At 39.8% G+C, this 7,190-nt stretch carries 8 protein-coding genes; 6 read left to right on the top strand and 2 right to left on the bottom strand.

Going from position 1 to position 7,190, the window contains the following annotated elements:
• On the top strand, positions 1 to 1,975 hold a 1,975-nt coding region (locus SAPGRDRAFT_RS23325), incomplete at its 5' end, for a hypothetical protein (protein WP_002656248.1).
• Positions 1,935 to 2,513, top strand: coding sequence for a hypothetical protein (locus tag SAPGRDRAFT_RS00330; RefSeq protein ID WP_253271231.1), 579 nt, complete (start codon positions 1,935 to 1,937; stop codon positions 2,511 to 2,513). The genes SAPGRDRAFT_RS23325 and SAPGRDRAFT_RS00330, both read left to right, overlap by 41 nt.
• A gap of 48 nt (positions 2,514 to 2,561) precedes the next feature.
• On the opposite strand, the gene SAPGRDRAFT_RS00325 is transcribed toward SAPGRDRAFT_RS00330, so the two are convergent.
• Both SAPGRDRAFT_RS00325 and SAPGRDRAFT_RS00320 read right to left on the bottom strand, forming a co-directional pair.
• Positions 2,562 to 3,053 carry an IS5 family transposase gene (locus SAPGRDRAFT_RS00325; protein ID WP_071530088.1) on the bottom strand — a complete coding sequence of 164 codons (492 nt, stop codon included), beginning with the start codon at positions 3,051 to 3,053 and terminating at the stop codon, positions 2,562 to 2,564.
• 6 nt (positions 3,054 to 3,059) lie between these two features.
• On the bottom strand, positions 3,060 to 3,497 hold the full coding sequence (locus tag SAPGRDRAFT_RS00320) for a transposase (protein WP_037349577.1): 438 nt from the start codon (positions 3,495 to 3,497) through the stop codon (positions 3,060 to 3,062).
• A gap of 136 nt (positions 3,498 to 3,633) precedes the next feature.
• On the opposite strand from SAPGRDRAFT_RS00320, the gene SAPGRDRAFT_RS00315 reads away from it, so the two are divergent.
• Genes SAPGRDRAFT_RS00315 through SAPGRDRAFT_RS00300 form a run of 4 tightly spaced genes read left to right on the top strand, consistent with a single transcriptional unit; the run spans position 3,634 to position 6,902 of the window.
• Positions 3,634 to 4,488 carry a hypothetical protein gene (locus tag SAPGRDRAFT_RS00315; protein ID WP_002656244.1) on the top strand — a complete coding sequence of 285 codons (855 nt, stop codon included), beginning with the start codon at positions 3,634 to 3,636 and terminating at the stop codon, positions 4,486 to 4,488.
• 45 nt (positions 4,489 to 4,533) lie between these two features.
• Positions 4,534 to 5,316: a hypothetical protein gene (locus SAPGRDRAFT_RS23320; RefSeq protein WP_002656242.1), complete on the top strand. Its 783-nt coding sequence runs from the start codon at positions 4,534 to 4,536 to the stop codon at positions 5,314 to 5,316.
• Entirely contained in the window at positions 5,264 to 6,292 is a 1,029-nt protein-coding gene (locus SAPGRDRAFT_RS00305; RefSeq protein ID WP_002656240.1) for a hypothetical protein, read from the top strand. The genes SAPGRDRAFT_RS23320 and SAPGRDRAFT_RS00305 overlap by 53 nt, the downstream gene beginning before the upstream one ends.
• A gap of 13 nt (positions 6,293 to 6,305) precedes the next feature.
• Positions 6,306 to 6,902 (top strand): hypothetical protein, encoded by a 597-nt coding sequence (locus SAPGRDRAFT_RS00300; RefSeq protein WP_156001779.1) that lies wholly within the window; start codon positions 6,306 to 6,308, stop codon positions 6,900 to 6,902.
• Positions 6,903 to 7,190 lie beyond the last annotated feature (288 nt).

Below are 7,190 nucleotides of genomic sequence, written 5' to 3'. Positions count from 1 at the left end.
GTATGATCAGTTGCATCGGATTGTGAGTTCAGAAGGGTATTCTTATGGTGGAACAGATTGGACAAAAAGATGCGCTATAGGAGATTGTGAAGCACAGTCATCATATAGCTATGATGCGAATGGAAATATCTTGAGTTTATCGCGTTATGCAGCGGGTCAGCAGATAGATGATTTAAGCTATCATTATACTTATGATGTTGATCCTGCACAATTGCCAGAGGTTTCTAGCCAAGCTATCGGGCAGTTGTATAACAACCAATTGCAGTATGTGACGGATGGCGTAGGGGCGGCAACGGTAGGCGATTTGACTAGTCAGCCAGGACAGGATGGGGCATTAGCTACATCCTCACAGAACTATGTGTATGACGAAATCGGCAATTTGGTTCGAGATAGCTCGGAGCAGATGGAGGAGATAGTTTGGAACGTACAGGGCAAGGTGCAAGAGGTTCATTTTGAGGCGGGTAAGCCGGGGCCCTCGGTCTTGCAATATGAGTATGACCCTATGGGTAACCGCTTGGCCAAGAAGAAATTGTATGTTGATGGTCCTGTAGATATTCGGTCAGAGGGGCAGTATTATGTCCGTGACCCTCAGGGGAATGTGCTGGCGGTTTATCAATTCAATGAAGAAAATATTGCGCTGGTCGATGACAAAGATAGCCTTTATCTGGAGGAGCTGCATTTATATGGTTCGGCTCGTTTGGGAATCTTGAAAAAAACCTTAGCTTTAAGGTATCGGGATGAGTCGGGGGCCGTTGGCTTGCCTGCTGGGAGCCTGCTCAAAACCACTTTGGCGCAAAGCAGCTACCAGCAACTAGAGCTGGGCCGCCGCCGCTACGAGCTCTCCAACCATTTAGGCAATGTACTGGCTACGGTCAGTGATAAATCTTTGGGTCAAGACAGCAGCCAAACGGGACAGGCAGATTATTATTTGGCGCAGGTTTCTTCGGCAAACTTATACTACCCATTCGGTTGGGAAATGCCAGGCCGTAAGTTTGTTAGTGGGGAGGGGTATCGTTTTGGGTTTAATGGGCAAGAGGAGGATCCTGATATTGCAGAGGGACATACTACTACTTTGTATTGGGAGTATGATAGCCGAATAGCTAGAAGGTGGAATGTGGATCCAAGGCCTGTGACGTCTATTAGTCCTTATAACACCTTTCAAGGTAATCCTATATCAGGAACAGACTTAAACGGAGATACAACTATAATTAGAAATTTGGAGGGGCAATTGATGATGACTATAAATGATAATTGTCCTAATCAAAATGTTTTTATTACTATTGAAGGTGTTGTTGAATCAAGGATTACGAATATATTCAGAGGAGGAGGGGAGTATGATTTAGCCGAAGTTATACGTGATAACGCTGATTTTTATATAGGAGAAAAAACAAGAAGTGAGTTGAAAAAAATAATGAAAGACTCAGATAGAGAAGGCAAAGAAAGATTTTTTATTTTTGGATTAGTAGGAAATAGTCGAGAATTAGTTGTTGAAGATTTGAGTGAAGGTATGCATCGTACTAGTAACGTAATAACAATGGGAGAAGTTATTTCTGCTATTGAAAGTTTCGAAAACTCAGATGAATATAAGTTTAAAGGCACTATAGGATGGGGACACACACATATTACTGCATCAGCAGGGGAAAAAGGTGGGGCCTTTTTTGAACACAATTATAGCGTTGGACGATTAAATACTCCTTCTAGTCCTATATCTGCAAGGGGGCAATTTGATCCTAGAGATTTTAATCCTGTCCTAGAAGGCTATGGTAAACACTATCCAAGTATTCTAGCTACCCCTCATGGTTATACTATATATACTACAATGCGAAAAGAATTTGAAACAGTAATGAAGTGGTACTATCCTAATGGTGCTGAAGAAAGTATTCTAAATCGTGAAAAGGTGTGGAAGTATTTTGATAGTTTTAAAATAAAAGTTTATGATTATGAATATGGGAATAACGTGTATAGTGAGGATTAGTGTCGGTGTTTTTTTGTTTATTTCTTTTTTTACTTCGTGTTCGAGCAAACAGAAGAAAGAAGCTAGTGCTGAGATTGATACTTATTGTATGTCTAAGGTTTATAGTTCTATTGAAGAACCTCTTAGAAATCATTTAGATAGTCATGTGTATAGGATAACTTATATACCTCCAGTAGATAGTGGTCTGGGAAGTATTGTCCATTTAATTCGGTTAGTAGAAGTTGGTTCTACTGATAAAGTTAAAATTGTGGAGAAGAAAATAGAGTTTCGCTATTTTCCTGAATGTTATGATGAATTTAGATATTATGAGGTGAAAAAAAATGTTCTTAATAAGAAGGATGTAGACATGCTGTGTAATTCATTGGTTAGAAATATGAAAAGTAAAACAAAGTCTGTTGATCCTAGTGAACCTTTATTTATTTTAGAGGGCTTTGGATCGGAAGATGTCTTAATAGGAGCATGGCAAAATCCTAATGAATACAATAAATTATTAAGGGTCAGAGATACTTTGAGTTGGAGTATTTTAAATACGTTTTAGTAACTGTAGGTTTTCTTCTCATAGGGGCCTTGTTGCATAAATCGTAATTTACTGATTAGCAGCAACTTCCAACTTAACAGCATTAAGCTCATTTAAAATTTGAATACGCATCAGCACTTCTTGTTTCTGCATTTTAAAGCTAAGCGAAGAGAGCCGTTCCGAGAAAACGTGCTTGAGTCGCATCATTGCCGTTTCGCTTAAATTTCGACGGTGATAGCCTAAATCTTGTTTCCAAGCAGCCGCTCCCAACTCCCAGATATATAAAATATCATCATTGCGATAACTATCGACTAGCTCTCCATTTTTTCCTTTTTTTAGGCGAGCATTTTTACGTGGGGGAATAAGCGGTACCGCTCCTGCCTCACAAATCGCTTCTCGACATTTTATTTGGTCATAGGCTCCGTCAGCATAAACGCGGGTGATATTCAAGGATTTCATTTTTTTCATCATTTTGAGGAGTTGAGAAGCATCGGTTTTTCGCTCTGTAGTAATCTCTACGGATAAGATTTCTCCTGTTTTATCATCCACTGCTAAATGCACTTTAATTCAGCTAGAGCGCTGTTTTTCTAAGTGTTTTTTTCTTAACCATTCTCCCTGCCCTTTGGTTTTCAGCCCTGTACTATCTATCGCTATCGATTTTTCTTTATCCGTTTTTTTAGGCTTAATATTCAGTTTTAGATTCTTGACTCTACGGCATATTTGGCTGAAAGATATTGGCCTTACATCCAAATTATATTTGGAAATAACGCATTTTAGAATGCCTTCTAATTGCCGATATCCAAGCGCAAAAAGCACTTTTAATCGGAATAAATAGCGAATAAATTCATCGGAAATTGTTTTAGGTCTACCCCGTTTTGAGTGCTTAGCGATGAGTTTTTTGCTTGCCAAAGGCGGGAACCAAACATCAAAAAGAAACTCTCCTTGGGCGGTATAAAATCTGTTGGTTAGTGCGTAATTCTGTAAGGTTTTTTCTACTTTTGTCATGGGACAGCTCGAGGTTTTATTGTTCGTCGAAAAAACTTAAATCTACGGGGCTTGTCCCTTTTTTTATGCCTAATTCGCAAGGTTTTTTGTAATTAGCTGATTTTTAACTTGTTGGATTTATGCAACAAGGCCCTTATTGACAGAAGAGTTTAATGAGGAAGAATCTGGAAAACCTAAGTTTTTAGGGAAACCTGAGTTCTTAGTTAAATATGGAGCTAAGGGGCAACTTCTGTGGCGTAAAACTTTGGGACGGCAATATCAGGAACGACCATCTTTTATAAAGAGGTATCAAGATAGTCTTTGTTTTGTGGCAAGTAGTTTGACTAATAGTTATGAAATTCAGTTAGTTGATGCAAAGGGAGAACTACTGACAATATTTAATGTCCCCAAAGAATTGGACGCTGGCCTTGATTTAGAATCTCGAATAACTGATTTCGTTATAGGGGAGGAGAATAACATTTATTTGGCTGTTAGTGAGCATTATCAAGATAGGGCGTTGAGTAATAAGTTTAGCCTCTTAAAGCTAAACCAAGAGGGGCGTTTGGAATGGAAAAAAGATTACCCTGAGTTAAAATCAAAAGGTTGTATTTATGAGCATTACCTTCATAGAATTAGTTATGCTAATGGTCAAATCGTATCCTATAATCAAAATTTAGGAATCATTACTATTGATCAAAAGGGGCAGATTAAAGAAAATCGATTATTGCAAAAATCGCAGTTGGGATGTTTCCCGCTTGCCTTTAGAGCGCTGAGTGATACCACTTACATTCTAGCTTATCAAAAGGCAGGTGATTTTTACTATAATAGCTTTGGGCCTGATGAAATATCCTTACCGCCCGCAAAGAAAATATCTGGAGAAACTAGAGATGCAAGGGCGCAGCCATTTATATTTCATTTTCCAGCTGAAAATAAGCTACTGATAATCTGTCCATTTAATGCTCACGTACAGGAAGAACCTGCCTATATAGTTCATGAAATAGCTGTAAATTAAGATTCAGGGCCACCGCAGGCCCCAAAAACATCCTCACAGAACTATGTGTATGACGAAATCGGTAATTTGGTTCGAGATAGCTCGGAGCAGATTGAGGAGATTGTCTGGAACGTACAGGGCAAGGTGCAAGAGGTTCATTTTGAGGCGGGCAAGCCGGGCCCCTCGGTCTTGCAATATGAGTACGACCCCATGGGCAACCGTTTGGCCAAAAAGAAATTGTATGTAGATGGTCCTGTAGATATTCGGTCGGAGGGACAGTATTATGTCCGTGACCCGCAGGGGAATGTGCTGGCGGTTTATCAATTTAATGAAGTGGATATAGCTGTAGTTGGAGATAGAGATAGTCTTTATCTGGACGAACTGCATTTATATGGCTCGGCCCGTTTGGGAACCTTGAAAAAAGCCTTAGCTTTAAGGTATCGGGATGAGTCGGGCACGGCCAATTGGTCTATTAGAACATTAGCCAAAACGGCTTTGGCGCAAAGCAGCTACCAGCAACTAGAGCTGGGCCGCCGCCGCTACGAGCTGTCCAACCACTTAGGTAACGTACTGGCTACCCTAAGCGATAAATCCTTGGGTCAAGACAGTAGCCAAACGGGACAGGCAGATTATTATTTGGCGCAGGTATCTTCTGCTAGTTTGTACTACCCATTTGGTTGGGAAATGCCTGGGCGCAAGTTTGTTAGTGGAGAGGACTATCGTTTTGGGTTTAATGGGCAAGAGGAGGATCCTGATATACATGGAGGTGGAATTGTCTTTAAATACAGAACAGAAGATGCTAGAGTCGCAAGGTTTTGCGGTAGATCCTATTGCAGCTCAATATCCTGAGTTGACCCCCTATCAGGTTGCTAGCCTTTCGCCAATTTATATGAGGGAATTGGAAGGGTTAGAAGGTATTCTATCGACAAATGTAGGCATCGATTTCAGAGCCCAGTTAAAGGTTAGTTTTACTATTGGAGGAAGAGATGGCTATAGTACAAGTGGAAGTGCATCGGTAGGGATGAATGTAAGAACTCCAATGATAGGTGGTCATCTTAATGCATCGATAAATATGTATCATAATGGTTTGGGAACTTCAAAATTAGGAGGACGAACACACTCTGATTTAATATTGACATCAGCTATGACAGTAGGAGGAGGTAACGGTGTTGAGACTCAAATTAAAAGTACCCATGTAAATAGCTCTTATTCGATTACTAGTCAATATGCTTCAAGCTTAACTGTTGGTATGAATAAAGTGATCCATTTGACTGATTTTGGCAATAGTCCTAGAGACCAAACTATCGGTTTTTTTGATGCAAAGGTAGGAGGAACTAAGTTTGCAGTTACTGCAGGACACGCAAATGATTTTTTAACCTCATTAGGAGGAGATGGTGGTGACGATGGATGGGGTGCGTCTTCAATGATAAGCTACACAAATTCTAGTGGTTTTTCTTTAACTGCTGGATTTAATATTTTTAATGGAGAGCGAGTTATGGGAGTGTTTGACCGAACTGAAGAAATTGCAAAAACAATAAAAGGGACTTCTTATAAAGTAAGATATGTTAGGCAAGATGAAACACAAAAGTCTCTAAATAATGGGAATATGTTTATCAAGGCTGCATTTCCTCGAGGTCAAGGACAAAGTTTTTCTGCTCAATTTGGATTTACTGGAGGAAAGGCGACTTTCCCTCAAATGATTATGCATTATAAAGCTGAGATTGAAGGAGCTGATGGTGAGAAGAGAGGCATGGATCAGTTTTCTCATGATGGAAAGCTAGTTCCTTATGTGGGGGCTGGAGTTGAAAGTGATTTTGGGAATTAAAAAATTAAATTTTATGAAAAAGAAGGTTATAGTATTTACATTATTCGTTATTTGCTTATTTGGCTGTGCTCCTAGAGGTTCTTACATTCGCTTTGAAAGTTTTAGGAATTACGGTAAGTTTAATGAAGCCTCACTATCTAGTCGTCGTTCTGTATTATTCGATGGGTATTATATTTTTCAAGAGGAAAATGGGAGGTGGTGTCATTATATGTTTGGTCAAAATGGGGAGTTTTTTTTAAGAGGTGGGTATAACGTAAAAACAGCAGATATGATGTTTGATATGGCAAAGAATGATATTGTTTTTGACTTGGAAAACAAAACTTGGCAGCAGTATAAGTATGGTTGTTTTTCCGTAAGAGATTCTTTTGTAGATATAGAATATGCATTTTACGTAGGGACAATTGGGAAAAACTGGTTGTATGATTTAAAAGGTTATTTCTGTCCTTCAAAGCGCCAGTTAATCATAACTTCTGAAAATGATAGGAGTAAACAAAAGATAACAGAAATGAATCGAGTTTGCGAATTTTATGAGTTTCCAGAAGAATTTAAAAAGGAATTGGATTCCTTATACCGTGCAACAGGAGGGTGGACTATACCTAGGGATGAATAGATATCCTTACCCCTTCTGTCGTTTCTCTTTCTGCTTCGGCGGCTGGGCAGTTTGGGCCCATGGGCTGAAGCCCATGGTTGTGGGGCTATGCAAACTGGCGGGCTAAAGCCCTTGTTTGCTGGAAAATGGAAAAGGTTCGCTCCAAGAAAAAAACAACTCTTGTTCAAAGCGGTAGAGGATTTTAATCCTCTCCGCACTATAGATGTAGAATGGGATTGTTGTATGGCTGCTGGTTTCAACCTGCAGCCACGGCTAGCAGGCGGCGAAGCCGCCGCAAAGGAGCGAAGC

It is taken from the genome of Saprospira grandis DSM 2844 (genome assembly GCF_000275825.1).
GTDB lineage: Bacteria > Bacteroidota > Bacteroidia > Chitinophagales > Saprospiraceae > Saprospira > Saprospira grandis_A.
This window is presented reverse-complemented; position numbering and strand designations above follow the sequence as displayed.